Below are 16,739 nucleotides of genomic sequence, written 5' to 3' on the forward strand. Positions count from 1 at the left end.
ATCTCCCGCGGCCGAGCCGCAAGTCGGCAAAACACGCTCAGGCTCAGGTTCTGAAACGGCCGATGCTGGCGCGCAACTGGGTCGACAGCGCCTCCATACCGTGCGCAGTATCGGCCGTTGCTTTGGCCTGCACATAGTTTTCTTCCGCTTGCTGGGCGATCAGTTCGACATTGCGGGCAATTTCCTGATTCGCCATGTTCTGCTCGCGCAGCGCCTCGGAAATCCCGACCACGGCAACGCTGACTTCATCCGCCCCGGACTTGATGTCGTTGATCCTGCCGCCAGCCTCGCTGGCCAGACGAACGCCTTCGTCAACCTGCTTTTCTCCGGTTTGCATGCTGTCGACCGCATGATTTGCCCCTTGCTGAATGCTATTCACCATGCGGGTAATTTCCTGCGTCGACTGGGTCGTCCGTTCGGCCAGTTTGCGCACTTCATCGGCCACCACGGCAAAACCCCGACCGGCCTCGCCGGCCCGTGCCGCTTCAATCGCGGCATTGAGCGCCAGCAAATTGGTCTGTTCGGCAATTTCGCGAATCACATTGACGATATGCGATATCTGCTGCGACTCCTGCCCCAGGCGCGCTACTGCCGTTGAGGAATGGCCGACGGTCTGGGCAATGGAACTCATCCCCTGCACCGCCCGGTTGATCACTTCGATCCCGGTATCGGAAACCCTGCCCGAGGTTTCTGCAAGGCTCCGGCATGCCTCGGCATGCATTGCAACCTGCTGCATGCTGCTACTCATCTCTTCAACAGTCGCCGCCATGGTCGTTGCTGCCGAGCTTTGCTCGCCGGAACTGCTGGCAACCGATTCGGAAGCCAGCGACAAGCGGTGCGCATCATTCGCCAGACCACCAATCCCGGCATCGATTTCACTGACCATCTGCCGCAGTTGATTGCTCATCGCGTCCAGAGCCGAAAGAAGGAGCCCGACCTCATCCGACGAGGTCGCCCGGATATGTTGCGTCAGATCGCCGCCGGCCACGCGGTTCGTTACGGCAACAGCTTCGGCCAGCGGCTTGCTGATCCAGCGATGCGTGGTCCACAGAATGGCAATGGCGATCACCAGCAGAATGGATATCCCGACAATGGTCAGTTGCCACTGAACGGCAGTCACTTCACGACTGAATTCTTCGGTATACGCCCCCGTGGCCACAATCCAGCCCCACTTCTCGAAGGGGGCTACTACCGTGATTTTTTCCCGCGCCGCAGTTTCACCCACGGCGGCGTTCTGCCACCAGTAACGCAATTCGCCAGACTTTATCTCGATCAGGCGGCGCACGACGGCAACACCGTTCTTGTCCTGAATATCGAGAATGTTCTTGCCTTCGGAAGCCGGGTGAATGATTGCCAGCCCCGGCTCTTTGACCGCGTCGATCACAAACGGGTAGCCGGACTCGCCGACCTTGAGCGCCAGAATCCTGGCCTTCAGATTTTTCAGGCTATCCGTGAAATCCATGCCAATGAACGAGATCCCGACGACTTTGCCCTCCGCATCGAGCAAAGGCAGATAAGCGCTCATGTAATTGCGGCCGAAAAGTGCAGCCGGACCAAGATAGCTTTTACCCGCCAGAACGGCAGCGTAGGCTGGATGCTTGCTGCCCAGCGGTGTACCGATCACCCGCTCACCCGCCGGGTTGCGCAAGGAGGTCGTGACCCGGTAAAACTCGTCACCCTGGCGAACAAACAGGGTAGCCACGCCGCCGGTCGTTTTTGAAAATTGATCCACCAGGGCGAACTGGTTATTGAGCCCGACATCACCAGCCTTCAGCAACGGCAGGGCGAGTGGCCCGGTCGGCACCTGCTGGTGTGCATCCAGCGAAATCCCCTTCGGCAAGGAAGCGGTAAAACTGGCCCCCAGCATTTCGGCTGAACGCTCAAGCACGCTGGCGTAGGCTTCGACCATGTCGACCACCTGCTGGTTGGTACGTTTTAGCTCATCGATGCCACGCGCCTCGAGACGATTGCCAAGCCAGCTTGAAAGAAAGGTGCCCGCAACAAGAAATATCGCCACAATGACGGAGAGCAGGATGAAATTGAGCTTTGCAGCGATGGAACGGTGAGCAGCCGACAGCATGTGAGCCATGTATCCTCCTTTTTTCCCCAAGCAGAAATAAGCATGGTGGCTTATGGCAAAGGGGAATTTTGAATGGCCAATCTTTTACGTTGGCCTGTACTTTCAGGTTGTAAAACCTTCAAGCGAAAAACGCGGACTATACACATCACCAGGCAAAGAAACGACAACTAAATAACCAGATAATGAAATGGAAATATTGTGATTACACGAAACGAGGCTCAGTGAACACAAAAAATCCGAACGGGCCACTGTCCGTTTTTCTTGTTTTTCTTCGCCTGGGGCTGACCGCTTTCGGCGGCCCTGTCGCGCATCTGGCTTACTTCAGGGAGGAATTTGTCCTGCGTCGGCGCTGGCTGACGGATGCAGCCTACGCCGACCTTGTCGCGCTATGTCAATTCCTGCCCGGACCGGCGAGCAGCCAGGTCGGACTGGCCATCGGTCTGCAGCAAGCCGGCTACCGTGGCGCACTGGCGGCATGGAGCGGCTTCACGCTGCCCTCGGCGCTGCTGCTGATCCTGTTTGCCCTCGCTCTGGGCGAGTTCGGCAATGCCTTGCCCGCCGGCCTGCTTCAGGGCTTGAAGATCGTTGCCGTTGCAGTCGTCGCGCAAGCCGTCTGGGGCATGGCAAAAAGCCTTTGTCCCGACGGGCTACGACGCGTACTTGCGCTGGCGGCCACCGCGGCGCTCCTGGCATGGCCATCAGCCTGGAGCCAGATCGTGGTCATCCTGCTCGCCGGACTGATCGGCTTGAGCCGCTCATGGCCAGTGAGCGGTGCTCCGGCAGAAAGCCTCTTCCCCGGCATGGAACAACGAACCGGCGCGCTCTGGCTGGCATTTTTCTTCGCCCTGCTTATCGCCTTGCCAGTACTAGCCCAGGCATTTCCCGTTCATGGGCTGGCCTTGATCGATGCGTTCTATCGCGCCGGTGCGCTGGTTTTCGGCGGCGGCCATGTCGTGTTGCCACTACTGCAGGCGGAAATTGTCGGTCATGGCTGGGTCGACCGCGAAATTTTCCTTGCCGGCTACGGCGCAGCCCAGGCGGTACCCGGTCCACTGTTCACTTTCGCCGCTTTCCTCGGCGCCGCGGCCAGCCCGTCACCCAATGGCTGGGCGGGCGGCCTGCTCTGCCTGTTGGCGATCTTTCTGCCGGCCTTTCTGCTACTGGCCGGCGCCTTGCCCTTCTGGGACCGCCTGCGCACCAATCCACGGGCCAGAGCGGCGCTGGCCGGGATCAACGCGGCAGTAGTCGGCATCCTGCTGGCAGCACTCTACGACCCACTATGGACCAGCACGATCCACACGCTGGCGGACCTGCTGCTTGCACTCCTTGCCTTCACTGCGCTGACCCTTGGCAAACAAGCGCCGTGGCGCATCGTCGCCGCCTGCGCACTGACCGGCGGGCTGTTGTTCTAGGCCTCACCGCGCGCTGCCGCGCCACAGGCGTGGCAAAAACGGGCGAAGGCACTCTTGCGTTCCTTGCAGCCCGAGCAATGATCGAACAGGCAAATGCCGCAATGCGGGCAGAAATCGATGGCGGTGTTGCTCAGATCGACCGTGCGCTCGCAGCCGGGGCAGACCTTCTTGCCCAGTCGCGCCAGCGCCACGTCGTAGGACAATTCCTTGCGCCGCTCGACGTCGGGCATCGCTTCGGCCAGTTTCTGTCGTTCCAGGTAGCGGTTCAGTCCGATGATCGCGTAACGGCCAACCAGCACCGTCAGCGCAATGCCAACGACGTAGCGCACCCAGCCGCCATAGCTTGGAATGTAGGGCACGAGTTCGACAAAGAAGGCGAACAGGGCGAAGTAGATGAAGCCCCAGACAAATGGCCACCAGATGCTCTGGCGCTTTTTTGCAAATAACCAGCCGGCAACACCCAACAATGGCAGGGTCAACAACAAGCGATAGCCAAAAACCCGCAACTCCTGGCTACGCAACTCGCTGCTCAAGCGATTCCCAGCCAGTCGCTGCAACTCGCGCAACTGGCTTTGGACGCGTTGCTCCAACTGCTGCTGGTCGAGCAAAACCTGCTGTTGCGCCTGTACTGCAGCCAGCGCCTGCCGCTCGGCCGCTTTCAGGAGATCCAGCGCCGCAGTGCGGGCAATCACCTCGCTATCCTGCTCAACGCGTTTGGTAACGTGCCGAGCGGCCAGCCAGTTGTTGAACGTGTCTCTTGCGGTCGACGCGTCGGAACGGGCGGAATTCAGTTGCAGTTGCGCCTGATCAAGCGCATCTTTTGCCTGCTGCTGCGCCGTCTGAGCCTGCGTGATTTCGACCCGCAAGGCTTCGGCGGCAGGTCGGTCAATGAAGCTGTCCAGCGTCAGCCGCTGCTCCACCTTCGGCAGATTTTCGACGATGTTTCCGCCCAGCCCGATCAAGAAACTGGCGAAGACCACGGCCACGATCCACAGACCAAAACGGAACCAGCGTTCCGACCAGCGCAATGCCTTGCTCATTTTCGCCACCTTTCAATGCGTTGAAGGCGTCATGTTACAAGCCAATCAGCATGCCGCGCACAGCACATCGCAGCGATCCAGCGCGTGTGCCGCGTTCCGTCGATGCATCCAGAGGGATGCGAGTTTTGCGGTCAACTGGCAGAACTCGCCATTTTCCCGGGTTGGCAAACGGGCAGCCAAGGCGAGCCATATAGGCACGCCCAAGCGGACAAAACGCCCTTAGATTTCGCTGATGACCACGTCGGCCGACAAGCGGGATTTCGGCAAGCTTGCATTGAAATCCTGCGCACTGCGATAGCCGAGCGCCAACAGGACCACGCTGCGCAAGCCTTTTTCTTCCAGACCGAGCGCCTGATCCAGCGCGGCGCAATCGATCCCTTCCATCGGGCACGCATCCAGCCCCAGAGAGGCAGCGCCGAACATCAAGCTGCCCAGCGCAAGGTAAACCTGCTTGTCCATCCACACTGGTGCATCCTGCAATTGATCGCGGTGCAGGCTGGCATAAAAATTACGCGTGTTCTGCTGGCCTGTCCGGGCTTCTGGCGTAGCAAAGCGACCATCCTTCTCTTCTTGCGCCAGGATCGACGCCAGATGCGCGTCATCCAGTTCACGGCGAGCGCACAGCACGACCACATGCGATGCATTGCGCACCTTGGGTTCGTTGTAAGCAAAATTGGCCTTCAGGGTATCGGCAATAGACGCCTTGCCTGACTCGCTGCTGGCAATGATGAAATGCCAAGGTTGGGAATTGACGGAAGACGGCGCAAAACGCAGCAGCGTGCGCAACTGGTCGATCAAGGCGGCATCAATGCGCCGGCTGGCATCGAATGCCTTGCAAGTGTGACGGGTACTGGCGATCTCGGCGATATTCATGGGAAGTGGCTCCGGATTCTGGTCAAATGACAGTGAAAAATAGCAAGGCTGCACGGCCAAGCTGCGGACGGCAAGATAACGGGCGCTAGGGCTTTTCGTCCAGCGCCAGCAACGCCAGGCCGTCCCGACCGATCCCGACGGCACAAGCGCCCTGTTCCCCGGTAACGCGGTAACGCTGATTGCCCATGTGCACCTCGACCCCCTCGTGCAGAAGTTGCTGAGCTACGACACGCGACTGTTGCGAAAGCTCAATTTTTTTCGTCAGCACATCGTGTTCTTCGCGCATGGCTGCAATTTCTGCCGATAACGAAGCGGCAGTCGTACGCGCCTTTTCGCACATTTCCGGGCGCAATTTGCCAGGATTCTTGCGGGCGAAATCAAGCAATTTGCTGACTTCCAGCAACTGGGTTTCGCGCTCATCCCGCAGCTTGCTCATTTGCAGCAACTGCTTGTGCATCAGCGGATTGACCCCGATTTCACAATAGGTCAGCACGCGGTTGGGCGAACCGATGACTTTGGCCGTAATCGACAGCGTGGCATGGATGCGCCCGCCGATGATGTGGCCACGCCGCTTGCCGGCCACATGCACGTGATTGATCGCCGACAACTCGCACTGCATTGCCGTGTCGTCGATGAAAATACTGTCCCCCGCTTCGATCCGCGCCTGCTGGGCATACGCCGCGTGGATCGAGCCGGCACAATGAATGTGACATTCCTCGCTGGTCTTGCGGCCCAGGGAGCCCATCACACCGCCCTTGACGACAATACTGCCGCCGGCCTCCAGCGTCCCCATATCGACCACGCCCCCCACTTCGATATCGCCACTGGCCTTGACCCGCATACCGGTATTGATATCGCCCTTGATCACCACGCTGCCGTCGAAATCGATATTCCCGCTGGCCGTACCGACTTCCGCCACATTGAATACCGGCTCGACGATCATGCCGCCTTTGACCACGACGGGCTGCCCGGTAATCGCGGCGACCAGCAAATCCGGATTGGCCGGATCGAAAGCCGTCCCCGGCAGCGATGATGCATAGGCTGCCGGCTTGCCAGGCAGCGCGTCGATTTTTTCACCAAGCAGCGTTTTACCGGGCGTCCCGGGCGTTGGCGGGTGGCGCAACATCAACCAGTCGCCCGCATGCACGACAAAAATATCCCCCAGGTCACGATAATCGGTGTGACCGCTTTCATCGACCCGAGGCACGCGGCTGCGCACATCCGGGATCAGGGACTCCAGCCGACCGTCCAGCCCATGCTCGGGGGGCAAACCACGCGCAATCACCAGGCCCTCGGCGGCGCCGGCGGCAACTGCTGCTGCAATGGCATCGTGCAGAATTCCATCGCCGATACCGTTATCTGCCAAAAGTGCAAAAATCGAGTCGGCGTCAACCGGAACACCACCCGCTGCAGGCTGAATATCGAGATATGCCTCAACACCATCAGCTGAAATTTCAATGTTCAGACTGGCATCGACAGACTCGGCCAATTTGATTTCAAGCGCCGTACCAGCGTTGTAATTGGCCAGCACGGCAAGCAGTGCCTGTGGCTCGTAACGTAATGTCGCATAACCATTTTTGGTCAGATACTCATTCAACCAGACGTCATCAATCGGACTCGACTCGGCGTCTGGCGTCACGGTCGCCATCAGCGACTTGCTCTCCTGATCAAGCCGCAAGCTCAGGCCTCGCCCTCTTTGATCTTCTTCCATGGACATCCCCTCCCCCAAGGATTGCTTTGATGTGTTTATCAATTAATACGCAAATATCTGTTTTTCTTGCATATTAGCCCATTTTTAACAAAATACGCGCCGCTGAAATCCCCCGCCCCCTCTTGCGACCCGTTAAAATCGCCCGGTTTCGCCGTCTTCTGCGGTCAACCCTGTTTCATTGCCGATTTCCACCACGATGACCGAATACTCCGCCGCTTCCATCCGCGTCCTGAAGGACCTCGAACCAGTCAAGGAACGTCCGGGCATGTATACCCGGACCACTTGCCCGACCCATATCGTGCAGGAAGTCATTGATAACTCGGCGGACGAAGCGCTAGCCGGTTACGCCAAGAAAATATCGGTGGCCATTCGCGCCAACGGCGTCATCGAAGTTTCCGACAACGGGCGCGGCATTCCGGTGGAAATCCACCCGGAAGAAGGCCGGCCGGCCGTCGAACTGGTGTTCTGCAAACTGCACGCCGGTGGCAAGTTCAACAAGAAGGAATCGGGCAACGCCTATCGATTTTCCGGTGGTCTGCACGGCGTCGGCGTCTCGGTGACCAATGCGCTGTCGATCCGGCTGGAGGTCGAAATCAAGCGCGGCGGCGGCATCCATCACATCGCCTTCGGTGCCGGTTTCGTCACCGAGCCGCTCAGCCGCATCGGCGATTGCGGCCAGCGCAATACCGGCACCACGGTGCGCATCCTGCCCGATCCAAAATACTTCGATTCGCCCAAGGTCAATCTGGCGCAACTTGAACATCTGCTGCGCTCGAAAGCCGTGTTGATGCCGAATGTTACGGTCGACCTCGAAATCGAAGCCGAATCCGGTTTGGTCAACAAGAAAACCTGGTGCTACCAGAACGGCATGGCCGACTACCTGAACGAGATGATGGTCGGCGAGCCGGTCGCCCCGATTTTCGTCGGCGAAAAATATGTCGAGACGGCCAATGGCTTTGCCGTAGGCGAAGGTGCCACCTGGGCCCTGGCCTGGTTCGAGGAAGGCGGCGGCAAGCCGGAAAGCTACGTCAACCTGATCCCGACGCTGGATGGCGGCACCCACGAAGCCGGATTGAAGGCTGGCGTATTCGAGGCAGTCAAAGCCTTTGCCGAGCACCACGCCATCCTGCCGGCCAAGGTCAAACTGGCGCAGGAAGACGTCTGCGGCCGGATGACCTACCTGCTGTCGGCCAAGGTGCTCGACCCGCAATTCCAGGGCCAGACCAAGGAAAAACTGACCAGCCGCGATGCCTACAAGCTGGTCTCGCAGATGGTGCGCGATCCGTTTGAGCTGTGGCTGAACAACCACGCCGATTTCGGCAAGAAGATCGCCGAACTGGCGGTCAAGGCGGCGCAGAACCGCCTGAAATCGACGCAGAAAGTGGAAAAGAAAAAGTCATCGGGTATCGCCACCCTGCCCGGCAAGCTGACCGACTGCGAATCCGATGATCTGGCGCGCAACGAAGTCTTCCTCGTCGAAGGGGACTCCGCTGGCGGCTCGGCCAAGCAGGGCCGCGACAAGGAAACCCAGGCCGTGCTGCCCCTGCGCGGCAAGGTATTGAACACCTGGGAAGTCGAACGTGGCCAGTTGTTCAAGAACAACGAAGTGCACGATATTTCGGTGGCCATTGGCGTCGACCCGCACGGGATCGAACAGATCGACACGGTTGACGTCTCCGGCTTGCGCTACGGACGGATCATCGTGATGTCCGATGCCGACGTGGACGGCAGCCATATCCAGGTGCTGTTGTTCACGCTCTTCCTCAAGCACTTCCCGGCATTGGTCGAGCGCGGCCACATCCACGTCGCCCAGCCGCCGCTGTTTCGCGTCGATGTCGAAGCCCGCGGCCACACGCGCAAAATTTACTGTCTCGACGAAAACGAAAAGCTGCAGACGCTGCACAAGCTGCGCGAAGAAGGCATCAACGAAAACAAGATCAGCGTCTCCCGCTTCAAGGGCTTGGGCGAAATGAACCCCGACCAGTTGTGGGAAACCACGCTGTGCCCGGATACCCGCCGCCTGGTCCCGTTCCAGGCCAGCTGCGAAATGATCGAGGAAATGACCGCCACCTTCACGCTGCTGATGGGCAAGGGCGAAGCCGCCGGGCGTCGGGCGTGGATGGAAAAGGACGGCGGACTGGTTGAAGCGGATGTTTGAGCAACGGCCCGGCACGAACCAAAATCATCCCGCCACACCAGCATCTCCCGCCAAATACCATCGAGTCCGCCCATGAAAACACCGAAAAGACTCATCACGCTCGTTGAGGAAGGCCTGGTTGACGAAGTCCTGGGTCAGTTAATGAGCGGCAAGGAAGCCACCGTCTATATCGTTCGCTGCGGCGAGCACATTCGTTGCGCCAAGGTATACAAGGATGCCAAGCAGCGCAGTTTCCGCAAGGCCGCTTCCTATCAGGAAGGCCGCAAGGTGAAGAATAGCCGGCAAGCGCGGGCCATGGAAAAAGGCAGTCGCTACGGCCGCCAGATGCAGGAAGAAACCTGGCAGAACGCCGAAGTTGATGCCCTTTACCGGCTGGCCAACGCTGGCGTTCGGGTGCCGCAGCCGCACATCTGCTTCGAGGGTGTACTGCTGATGGATCTGGTCACCGATGCGGAAGGCAATGTGGCACCGCGGCTCAACGATGTCGCGTTGAGCGAGGCGACCGCACTGGAATACCACGCCCTGCTGGTCAACCAGGTGGTGCGCATGCTGTGCGCCGGGATCATTCACGGCGATCTTTCGGAATACAACATTCTCGTTGCCGAAGACGGCCCGGTCATCATCGACCTGCCGCAGGCCATCGACGCGTCGGCCAACAGCACGGCGGCCGAAATGCTGGAGCGCGACGTGATCAATCTGCGCAGCTATTTCAGCGCCTTTGCCCCGTCGCTGAAAGATACCCAATATGGCAAGGAAATCTGGAGCCTGTACGAAAGCGGCAACTTGCGGCCCGATCAGGTGCTGAGCGGCCAGGTCGTCCTCGATGACAGCCCGGCCGACGTCGAAGCAGTATTGCGCCAGGTAGAAGAAGCGATCCGGGAAGATGAAATTCGCCGGATGTGCCGTTAACGTGAGCCGCATACGCACCCTCTCCCTGCTGCGCCGCAGCCTGTTGACCGCCGGTTTGCTCTGGCTGACCGGCTGCGCCTCGCCACCGCCAGCCAAACCGCTGATTATCGCGGTCAACCCACCGGCCAAGGCAAAAATTGCCCTCGCCCTCGGAGGCGGTGCAGCACGCGGCTTTGCCCACATCGGCGTGATCAAGATGCTGGAATCGCAAGGCATCGTGCCCGACTACATCGTTGGCACCAGTGCCGGCGCTGTCGTCGGATCACTGTACGCCGGCGGCTTCGATGCCTTCGCCATGCAGAAAATTGCCCAACAACTGGACGAGACCCTCTTTGCCGACTGGACACTCGGCGGACGCGGATTGCTGAAAGGCGAAGCGCTGCAGGATTTCATCAATCAACATCTCAACCGGCGACCGCTGGAAAAACTACGCATTCCTTTCGGTACCGTCGCCACCGATCTGAACAGCGGTGAGCGCGTGGTCTTTCGCAACGGCGATACCGGCATGGCGGTACGTGCTTCGGCCGCCGTTCCCGGCGTTTTTCAGCCCACCCGGATCAATGGCAAAAACTATGTCGATGGTGGTCTGAGCAGCCCGATTCCGGTTAAGGCAGCGCGCGAAATGGGCGCCGACTTCGTCATCGCCGTCGATATTTCGGCCATTGCCGAAGGCCAGCCGGTAGATAGCATGAGCAGTATCCTGTGGCAAACCACAACGATCATGGGCAGCATCATCGGCAAGAACGAACTGGCCAGCGCTGACATCGTCATCCGGCCGAAGCTGCCCTACGTCAAATCCTGGGACTTCACCGCCCGCCACGACGCAATGCTTGAAGGCGAACGCGCCGCACTGGTGGCGTTACCGGCGATCAAACAAAAACTGGGGCGCTGAGGCAGTCGACCGTGGCAATGCATACTGTACACATGCCCAAATACCCGGAATGCTGGGAAAGCTGCGGTTCGTGTGCCAGCGGCGATGTGTTCATCCTGGAAATCCTGGTACAAATCGGTGACTTGCTGGCTCGGGACGACAATATCCTGACGCTGGAAACCGGCAAGGTGGCGCTGGATATCCCCACCCCCTGGGCCGGCCGAGTTCTTGAAATACATGTGACGGCGGGCGACAAAGTCGCCGAAGGTGCGCCACTGCTTACACTGGAAAGTGAATGAACCGTGATTGCTACCGCCGCCTGTCAGCTTATCGGACACCACATCGCCAAATGACAGCCAGCGAAAGACGCCCAGGCAACAGGAACTCCTGATCATGAAAATAATTGCCTATCTGGTTTTGCTGAGCATTCTGGGTAGCATTACCTGGAAATATCCCTTCCTGTTTGAACTGCCCCTGATCGGTGCCATCGCTGGCGCCTATTGGTTGTTTTTCCGCCAGCCCGATCAAAATACAAAGCCAGAAGATCACCAGAAACCACAAAGTCAGCAAGCCAACCGGGAAAATGCACTTTTGCCTTTGCATAAGCGGCCGGATTGACCTAAAGTACAACTAAGTCGTCGAAGTGTCTTTGACCTTCAAATTGTTTATTCGAGGTAAATAAAATGCCCACCGCCGTTAATTCGAGTAGTTCCACTCAGGAAGCCTACCGGGCAAAGCTCGCCAATGGCCTCAGTAATTCGCTTGCCAATGCGACGAATAGCCTGAAGGCCACCGATAAAATGGTGAAAACCTCTGGAACAGAGGCTGCGGGTGTTCAAAATGCGTCAAAGAATGTTTCCGGTAGCCAGAATCAGGCTAGCCCAGCTACTTCTTCGACCAAGGTCAGCTTGAGTTCTGAAGGCATTGCTCGATTGCAGGCTGAGAACAGCACGAAAGCCTCGTCGGCCAATACATCGGCAACGCCAAGCCCGGCGTCTTCCGGCAACGCACGGCCTGAACGCCGTCAGTTCAATTCGGTTGATGAAGCCATTTCCTACGGTGCCAGCCGGGCAGCCGAACAAGCGAATACCCGCGCCGCAGCCAGAACGGCCAGCGCGAATGGTGAGGTACGCTCGGCCAATGCTGCAAATTCGGCCAATGCGGCCAACAACACAACGGCAAACTCGTCCAGCAATGCCGCAACGAATTCTGCGGCCACCGCGTCAGCCAATTCGAATAAATCGACTGTATCCACCGACAGCACAACGGCGTCTTCAACGAGCAGCCGTGCCGAAAGACGTCAGGTCAATTCGGCTGACAATGCAACTGCCTACGGCGCTGGGCGGGTAGCTTACAAGCCAGACACCCAGTCTACGACTAAAACAAACAACGCGAGCGAGTCGGGTTCGACCAACGCACAAAGTGAAACCGCTGCAGCTAATCGTTCGGACAGGAAACGTTTCAGTTCGGTCGATGAAGCCATCTCCTACGGCGCCCAACGAGCCGTCGAGCAGTACTCGAAACAGCAGAGCGTCATTCGCGGCGCCTGATTCATCGCTGCAGCACACCATCAAGGGTGGTCATGAACTCATGACCACCCTTTTTACGTCAACGTACCCGCTTGATCACGAGGCAAAATCACGACGCGCTGACGCCAGACGGCGCATCCACAGGTAAACTGCCGGCCATGACCTCCGCTCCTTCCTGCGCCGCCCCTTCCGTCGCGCCACCCATCGAAATTGGCCGCGCGCCCGGCAACATCAGCCCGCCTCATGCCGGATCGCCACGCATCCTGTCGATCATCCCGCCGATGACGCAGCTCAACACGCCCTACCCGGCCACCGCCTATCTGACCGGCTTCCTGCGTTCGCGCGGTTTTGTCGCGGAACAGGCCGATCTGGCGCTGGCATTGGTACTTGAGTTGCTTTCTCCGGCCGGTTTACCCAAGCTCAAGGTGGCCGCCGAAGCGATTCCCGGCAAGAAGCGCTCGCCGACGATCAAAACTTTCCTCAACGAATTCAACCGCTACCTCGCCAGCATTGGCCCGGCCATTGCGTTCCTGCAAGGCCGGGATACGTCAATGGCACATCGCATCGGCTCGCGGGCCTTCCTGCCTGAAGGGCCGCGCTTTGCTTCGCTCGACAATTACATTGACGAAGATGGCGGCGATCCACTGGCCTGGGCTTTCGGCGCGCTCGGCGTACAGGACCGGGCACGCCATTTGGCCACGCTGTATCTCAACGACCTGGCCGATGTCTTGCGCGAGGCGGTCGATACACGCTTCGAATTCGTCCGCTATGCCGAGTCGCTGGCGCAAAGCCAGGCCAGTTTCAATCCGCTGGCCAGCGCACTCGCTGCAGCCAAGACGCTGGTCGACGAAACCTTGGAAAAACTGACGATTTCCACGGTCGACCGCAATAATCCAGGCATTTTGCTCATTTCCGTACCTTTCCCCGGTTCGGTCTATGCCGCGTTTCGCATCGCGCAAACAGTGAAACGAAAATACCCACACATCGTCACTGTGCTGGGCGGCGGTTACGTCAATACCGAATTGCGCGAGCTGGCCGAGCCGCGCGTTTTCGACTATTTCGATTACGTCACGCTTGATGATGGCGAAAAGCCGCTGCTCGCGCTGTTCGAACATTTGGCCGGCGAGCGCCCACGACTCAATCTGGTGCGCACCTTTAGCCGCGTCGATGGTGAAGTCCGTTACTTCAATGCGCAAGAACCCGACATCCCCTTCGAAGAAGTCGGCACGCCGACCTGGGATGGCTTGCCGCTGGACCGCTACCTGTCGCTGCTCGACATGCTCAATCCGATGCACCGACTGTGGTCGGACGGCCATTGGAACAAGCTCACCGTAGCCCACGGCTGCTACTGGAAGAAATGCAGTTTTTGCGACGTCAGCCTCGATTACATTTCGCGTTACGAAGCCGCCAGCGCCAGCACGCTGGTTGACCGCATCGAGCGCATCATCGACGAAACCGGCCACACCGGCTTCCATTTTGTCGACGAAGCAGCCCCCCCCAAAGCCCTGCGCGCGCTGGCCGAGGAACTGCAACGACGCAACCTGGCCATTTCCTGGTGGGGCAACATCCGTTTCGAAAAATCGTTCACCCCGGAACTCTGCTTGCAACTGGCCGACAGCGGCTGTATCGCCATTTCCGGTGGCCTGGAAGTGGCCTCCGACCGCCTGCTGGAATTGATGAAAAAAGGCGTCTCGGTCGATCAGGTAGCCCGCGTCACCCGCGCTTTCACGGATGCCGGCATTCTCGTCCACGCCTACCTGATGTACGGTTTCCCGACGCAAACCCAGCACGACACCGTCGACGCGCTGGAATACGTGCGCCAGCTTTTCGCCGAAGGCTGCATCCAGTCCGGCTACTTCCACCGCTTCTCCTGCACGGTGCATTCGCCGGTTGGCCAGAATCCAGCCGAATACGGCATTCGCCTGCAGCCTTTACCCCCGGGCAAGTTTGCCAAAAATGATGTGCAATTCATCGATCCAACGGGGGTCGACCACAGCACTCTGGGACGTGCACTGAACAAGGCACTATACAACTACATGCACGGCATCGGGCTTGATGACGATGTGCGCAACTGGTTCGACTGCAAGGTGCCGCGGCCACGGGTTGCCCGACACTTCATTTCCCGTGCACTCAATGCCGAACTCAGCAGGCCATGACGCCAAACACCAACCTTTTTGCCGATTTATCGCCGTCGCCCCTAGGGCCAGCCTCTGTTTCTATGGCCGCAGAAATTGAGCAAAACAGCGAACAATTCAGCGAACTGCTCGCCCGCCCGGGCCTGCGCATCGAACGCATCATCTCCACCGGCCAATGTAGTCCGCCCGATTTCTGGTACGACCAGGACGAGGGCGAATGGGTTGTTTTGTTGCAGGGGGAAGCGCAGTTGCGTTTTGCCGACGAAGCAAAAGCCCGTCACCTGCGTGCCGGCGACCATCTCGATATCGCGCCGCATCGCCGGCATCGCGTGGACTGGACGGCGCCGGACCAGACGACAATCTGGCTGGCCATTTTCTATCGAGCCTGACGGCCAGCTTTCCCGATTTAGAGCGTTCAGCCGATGACTACCTGTGCGCCAACCGCTGGCAAGCCCGAAGCCGGTTGGAACAGGAACATATCGGCGACCTCCTGAGCCTGCTCCCGTAGCTTGCCCGCTACGGCTTAGCCGATCACCCCAATGACGTTGAGGAAGATGATCACGATTGCCACCGGCGAAACATAGCGGACAACGTTGAACCACAGCGTGAATACCCCGCCACTCAGGCCGATTTCATCGAACACGTGAGCACGCTTCATCGTCCAGCCGGCAAACAAGGCGATCAACAAACCAGCCAGCGGCATCATGATCTTGGTCGTCAGCGTATCGAGGAAGTCGAACAGGCCCAAGCCGAACAGCGTGAAGCCGCTCCAGTCGTTGAACGACAGCGCGACCGCGATGCCGAGCAGCCAGACGCCGCAGCACAGCACAACGACTGCCTGCTTGCGGCCCATGCTGAAACGCTCATTGAGCAGCGAAACGCCCGGCTCGAGCAGCGAGATCGCCGAGGTCCAGGCGGCAAAAACGACCAGCACGAAAAACAGCAGGCCGACGGCATGGCCGCCCGGCATCTGCGAGAAGGCCAGCGGCAACGTCTGCAGGATCAGGCCGGGACCGGCCGCCGGCTCGAGGCCCTGGGCGAAAACGATGGAGAAGATGGCGAGGCCGGCGAGCAGTGCGACCAGCGTGTCGGCGCCGGCGATGGCCAGGCCGGTGCGCGGGATCGAGACGTCGCGCTCGAGGTAGGAGCCGTAGGTGATGATCGCGCCCATGCCCAGGCTTAGCGTGAAGAAGGCGTGGCCCATGGCGGCGAAGAGGACACCGCGGTTGATCGCCGACGGGTCGAAATGGAACAGGAAGCGCCAGGCTGCCGGCAGGTCTGCCGCCACCGCGCCGTAGCCGACGAGGAAGACGAGGATGCCGAACAACGCCGGCATCATGATCTTGTTGGCGCGCTCGATGCCGCCGGTGACGCCGCCGAGCACGACCAGTGCCGACATCGCCATGAACACGGTGTGCCAGAAAATCAGCCGGCCCGGGCTGGCGAGCAGCGCGCCGAAGGCCTCGGCGAAGGCTTCCTTGGGCAGCGCCTTGAAGCCTTCGGCGGCCTGCCAGGTGTAGTCAAGCACCCAGCCGGCAACGACGCTGTAGAACGACAGGATGAGGAAGGCGCCGACGATGCCGATGTAGCCGATCACCTGCCACAGCCGGGTGGCGCCGGCTTCGTCGGCGAGCAGACGCATGCTGCCGACCGGGCTGCCCTGGCCGCGCCGGCCGAGCATGCTTTCGGCCATCAGCAGCGGCACGCCGATGCCGAGGATGCAGCACAGGTAAACCAGCACGAAGGCACTGCCGCCGTTGCTGCCGGTCATGTAGGGGAATTTCCAGATGTTGCCAAGGCCGACCGCCGAACCGACGGTGACCAGGAAAAAGGCCCAGCGACCCGACCAGTGGGCGCGTGCCGTTTGCACGTGTTCAGACATTCTGCTCACCTTTAATTGATTGCCGGAGCAACCCGGTCTTTTCGGAAAAGTCCGCGATTCTACGCGGCCGGTTGAAGCACCGTAGCTAGGGATTTCACCTAGGGCAGGAGTCGCCGCCAGGACAAATCGGTTAACATCG

14 protein-coding genes are annotated in these 16,739 nt (G+C 59.5%); 9 read left to right on the forward strand and 5 right to left on the reverse strand.

The window, feature by feature from the left end; all coding sequences use genetic code 11:
- Positions 1–43 precede the first annotated feature (43 nt).
- Positions 44–2,089 (reverse strand): methyl-accepting chemotaxis protein, encoded by a 2,046-nt coding sequence (locus tag RCI20_RS01210; RefSeq protein WP_306602649.1) that lies wholly within the window; start codon positions 2,087–2,089, stop codon positions 44–46.
- A 212-nt stretch (positions 2,090–2,301) separates the two neighbouring features.
- On the opposite strand from RCI20_RS01210, the gene chrA reads away from it, so the two are divergent.
- Entirely contained in the window at positions 2,302–3,492 is a 1,191-nt protein-coding gene (gene chrA, locus RCI20_RS01215) for a chromate efflux transporter (RefSeq protein WP_306602650.1), read from the forward strand.
- Here chrA and RCI20_RS01220 read toward each other — a convergent pair.
- The 3 genes from RCI20_RS01220 to RCI20_RS01230 all read right to left on the reverse strand — a co-directional run bounded on the left by RCI20_RS01220 (position 3,489) and on the right by RCI20_RS01230 (position 7,116).
- A complete protein-coding gene (locus RCI20_RS01220) occupies positions 3,489–4,532 on the reverse strand; it encodes a zinc ribbon domain-containing protein (RefSeq protein WP_306602652.1) in 1,044 nt (347 codons plus the stop codon). The two genes, chrA and RCI20_RS01220, sit on opposite strands and share 4 nt — an antisense overlap.
- Before the next feature lie 219 nt (positions 4,533–4,751).
- Complete coding sequence (nfsB, locus tag RCI20_RS01225) at positions 4,752–5,405, reverse strand: oxygen-insensitive NAD(P)H nitroreductase (RefSeq protein ID WP_306602653.1); 654 nt, start codon at positions 5,403–5,405, stop codon at positions 4,752–4,754.
- 85 nt (positions 5,406–5,490) lie between these two features.
- Positions 5,491–7,116, reverse strand: a complete 1,626-nt coding sequence (locus tag RCI20_RS01230; protein ID WP_306602654.1) for a DUF342 domain-containing protein — start codon at positions 7,114–7,116, stop codon at positions 5,491–5,493.
- 196 nt (positions 7,117–7,312) lie between these two features.
- On the opposite strand from RCI20_RS01230, the gene parE reads away from it, so the two are divergent.
- From parE to RCI20_RS01270, 8 genes are all read left to right on the forward strand, one after another.
- Positions 7,313–9,274: a DNA topoisomerase IV subunit B gene (gene parE, locus RCI20_RS01235; RefSeq protein WP_306602655.1), complete on the forward strand. Its 1,962-nt coding sequence runs from the start codon at positions 7,313–7,315 to the stop codon at positions 9,272–9,274.
- A gap of 72 nt (positions 9,275–9,346) precedes the next feature.
- Positions 9,347–10,183, forward strand: coding sequence for a PA4780 family RIO1-like protein kinase (locus RCI20_RS01240; protein ID WP_306602656.1), 837 nt, complete (start codon positions 9,347–9,349; stop codon positions 10,181–10,183).
- Position 10,184: 1 nt separating this feature from the next.
- On the forward strand, positions 10,185–11,075 hold the full coding sequence (locus tag RCI20_RS01245; RefSeq protein WP_306602657.1) for a patatin-like phospholipase family protein: 891 nt from the start codon (positions 10,185–10,187) through the stop codon (positions 11,073–11,075).
- Between the two features lie 32 nt (positions 11,076–11,107).
- Positions 11,108–11,353, forward strand: coding sequence for a biotin/lipoyl-containing protein (locus tag RCI20_RS01250; RefSeq protein ID WP_306602658.1), 246 nt, complete (start codon positions 11,108–11,110; stop codon positions 11,351–11,353).
- 94 nt (positions 11,354–11,447) lie between these two features.
- Entirely contained in the window at positions 11,448–11,672 is a 225-nt protein-coding gene (locus tag RCI20_RS01255; RefSeq protein ID WP_306602660.1) for a hypothetical protein, read from the forward strand.
- A 65-nt stretch (positions 11,673–11,737) separates the two neighbouring features.
- Positions 11,738–12,604, forward strand: coding sequence for a hypothetical protein (locus RCI20_RS01260; protein WP_306602661.1), 867 nt, complete (start codon positions 11,738–11,740; stop codon positions 12,602–12,604).
- 260 nt (positions 12,605–12,864) lie between these two features.
- A complete protein-coding gene (locus RCI20_RS01265; protein ID WP_306602692.1) occupies positions 12,865–14,739 on the forward strand; it encodes a radical SAM protein in 1,875 nt (624 codons plus the stop codon).
- Between the two features lie 62 nt (positions 14,740–14,801).
- The gene (locus RCI20_RS01270) at positions 14,802–15,107 is read left to right on the forward strand and encodes a cupin (RefSeq protein ID WP_306602662.1); all 306 of its coding nucleotides are present in this window, start codon (positions 14,802–14,804) and stop codon (positions 15,105–15,107) included.
- 134 nt (positions 15,108–15,241) lie between these two features.
- Here RCI20_RS01270 and RCI20_RS01275 read toward each other — a convergent pair whose 3' ends face one another.
- Positions 15,242–16,600, reverse strand: a complete 1,359-nt coding sequence (locus RCI20_RS01275; RefSeq protein ID WP_306602663.1) for a sodium-dependent transporter — start codon at positions 16,598–16,600, stop codon at positions 15,242–15,244.
- Between the last annotated feature and the right edge of the window lie 139 nt (positions 16,601–16,739).

Source organism: Azonexus sp. (genome assembly GCF_030824335.1).
Lineage (GTDB): Bacteria > Pseudomonadota > Gammaproteobacteria > Burkholderiales > Rhodocyclaceae > Azonexus.

Coding starts and splice junctions, on each gene's coding strand:
- RCI20_RS01210 (WP_306602649.1), bottom strand. CDS start 2,089: ATGGCTCACATGCTGTCGGCTGCTCACCGTTCCATCGCTGCAAAGCTC.
- RCI20_RS01220 (WP_306602652.1), bottom strand. CDS start 4,532: ATGAGCAAGGCATTGCGCTGGTCGGAACGCTGGTTCCGTTTTGGTCTG.
- nfsB (WP_306602653.1), bottom strand. CDS start 5,405: ATGAATATCGCCGAGATCGCCAGTACCCGTCACACTTGCAAGGCATTC.
- RCI20_RS01230 (WP_306602654.1), bottom strand. CDS start 7,116: ATGGAAGAAGATCAAAGAGGGCGAGGCCTGAGCTTGCGGCTTGATCAG.
- parE (WP_306602655.1), top strand. CDS start 7,313: ATGACCGAATACTCCGCCGCTTCCATCCGCGTCCTGAAGGACCTCGAA.
- RCI20_RS01240 (WP_306602656.1), top strand. CDS start 9,347: ATGAAAACACCGAAAAGACTCATCACGCTCGTTGAGGAAGGCCTGGTT.
- RCI20_RS01250 (WP_306602658.1), top strand. CDS start 11,108: ATGCCCAAATACCCGGAATGCTGGGAAAGCTGCGGTTCGTGTGCCAGC.
- RCI20_RS01255 (WP_306602660.1), top strand. CDS start 11,448: ATGAAAATAATTGCCTATCTGGTTTTGCTGAGCATTCTGGGTAGCATT.
- RCI20_RS01260 (WP_306602661.1), top strand. CDS start 11,738: ATGCCCACCGCCGTTAATTCGAGTAGTTCCACTCAGGAAGCCTACCGG.
- RCI20_RS01265 (WP_306602692.1), top strand. CDS start 12,865: ATGACGCAGCTCAACACGCCCTACCCGGCCACCGCCTATCTGACCGGC.
- RCI20_RS01270 (WP_306602662.1), top strand. CDS start 14,802: ATGGCCGCAGAAATTGAGCAAAACAGCGAACAATTCAGCGAACTGCTC.
- RCI20_RS01275 (WP_306602663.1), bottom strand. CDS start 16,600: ATGTCTGAACACGTGCAAACGGCACGCGCCCACTGGTCGGGTCGCTGG.